This is a genomic window from Robiginitalea sp. (assembly GCF_049588695.1).
Classification (GTDB): domain Bacteria; phylum Bacteroidota; class Bacteroidia; order Flavobacteriales; family Flavobacteriaceae; genus Robiginitalea.
On record NZ_JBAVZJ010000073.1, the window covers coordinates 1 to 1,774 of the forward strand.

Genomic DNA, 1,774 nt, shown 5'->3' on the forward strand with positions numbered 1-1,774 from the left:
GATCCGAATAGGGCCGTGAGATCTTTCTATAATCTTGAATCAGGGATAGGTAAACCGTCTTCCCGGCTGCACTGGAATCCAGTTTTCCTGAGAAATAATATTGCGCGTGAAGAAACCCAGTGCCCAAGAGGAATAGAACCGTAACTAAAAGTTTCATCTGCATATCAAACTTTATCAAAAGTAGACGAAAATGTAACGAAATCCTTTTTGGGACTACTAATAAGAAAATAGCAGAAGTTCCCTCCATGAGTGTCCTACGTGTTTTACTAGCCATCATTTTTCCGCCCCTTTCGGTCATCGGTAAGGGATGTGGCTCATTTCTTATTGTCTTTCTCCTTACCCTGTGCGGCTGGGTGCCGGGTGTGATCGCAGCGCTGGTGATCCTCAACAATCCCAATTAATCTTCCGTATCTTTGCGCTATGAACAAAGAGATTACCTTCGAAGATCTGGGCTTCAGAGACTATAAACAAGTGTGGGAGTACCAGGAGGAGCGCTTTCAGGAAATCCTGGATATAAAAATTCAGAACCGCAGAAAGGGAAACGGCTTGCCCACACCCAATTATTTCCTTTTTGTGGAGCATCCTCACGTTTACACCCTTGGAAAAAGCGGGGATCTGACCAATTTACTGGTATCTGAGCAGCAGCTCTCCGAACGCGGGGCGAAGTTTTACAAGATCAACAGGGGAGGGGATATTACCTATCACGGTCCCGGACAGGTTGTCGGATACCCCATCCTGGATCTGGACAATTTTTTTACAGACATCCATAAATACTTAAGGTTTTTAGAGGAAATGGTGATCCTTACACTGGAGGATTACGGCCTGCAGGCTGCACGTTCCAAAGGGGAAACAGGGGTTTGGCTGGATGTGGGTACTTCAAAGGCCCGAAAGATCTGCGCCATGGGCGTACGGGCCAGTCGCTGGGTAACCATGCATGGGTTTGCCCTGAACGTCAATACAGACCTTTCTTATTTTGACCTGATGATTCCCTGTGGTATACAAGATAAAGGGGTTACCTCCCTGAGCAGGGAACTGGGGCGGCATGTGCCGATGTCGGAGGTGAAAACCCGCTTAAAAACCCATTTCGAAGATTTATTTCAGGTAGGGGCTTCAGAGAAACAGGCGCCTCAGTAACCGGCTTTCTAACCCACCTTTCTAACGCCCCACCCGGTATACCCGAATACTGTTTTTGCGATAGGGGGTTAGCAGTTCCACCTTCCTGTCGTTGTCCATATCGGCCATGTCCGTAAGGCCACTTCCTTCGACGGGAAAACCAGCGAGCGCCGCGGCAGTGCTTCTAAACACATGAACCTGCTGGCTTTGGAGGTCCGTTACTGCCACGTAAATAATATCGTTAATGTAAAAGAGCTGCGGCGGGGTATAGACCCCGAGTTCCAATTCCTTTTCATTGGACTTTACACGAAAGCGATTGTCGTCCATAAGGGTCATGGTTTTAGTACTGGCATCCATGCCATGGTCCGGACTGAGGTTGAGTGATGTACGTGAAACCTTTCCCCGGGTATCGATGCGGATCAGGTTGCCTTTGCGATCCGTAAAGGCAAACCCGTTGCGGTAGCCGAATACTTTGTTTGCCGAGAATTCGAAACGCTCTTTTACCGAGATGCGGTTATCTCCCACCCGGTTCAGAATCTTGAGTTCCCCGTTTTCCAGCTGAAAAACCAAATAATCCCGACTGCCGAACCTGAAGTGTTCCGGAGCTGTACGGATTGGACTTCCCGCATCCCTGAATTTAAAACCTTTCACGGGGCGACCC

At 48.6% G+C, this 1,774-nt stretch carries 2 protein-coding genes and 1 pseudogene; 2 read left to right on the plus strand and 1 reads right to left on the minus strand.

Features of this window, described 5'->3' with window-relative positions; all coding sequences use genetic code 11:
- The first annotated feature begins 245 nt into the window (after positions 1 to 245).
- Both WBV75_RS01495 and lipB read left to right on the plus strand, forming a co-directional pair.
- Positions 246 to 401, plus strand: coding sequence for a YqaE/Pmp3 family membrane protein (locus tag WBV75_RS01495; protein WP_424118890.1), 156 nt, complete (start codon positions 246 to 248; stop codon positions 399 to 401).
- A gap of 19 nt (positions 402 to 420) precedes the next feature.
- A complete protein-coding gene (gene lipB, locus WBV75_RS01500) occupies positions 421 to 1,134 on the plus strand; it encodes a lipoyl(octanoyl) transferase LipB (protein ID WP_424118891.1) in 714 nt (237 codons plus the stop codon).
- 21 nt (positions 1,135 to 1,155) lie between these two features.
- On the opposite strand, the pseudogene WBV75_RS01505 reads toward lipB, so the two are convergent.
- Positions 1,156 to 1,774: pseudogene (locus WBV75_RS01505) on the minus strand (ribonuclease HII); the annotation flags it as partial.

Excerpts from the sequence above, each read along its gene's own strand:
- WBV75_RS01495 (WP_424118890.1), top strand. The coding sequence starts at position 246 with ATGAGTGTCCTACGTGTTTTACTAGCCATCATTTTTCCGCCCCTTTCG.
- lipB (WP_424118891.1), top strand. The coding sequence starts at position 421 with ATGAACAAAGAGATTACCTTCGAAGATCTGGGCTTCAGAGACTATAAA.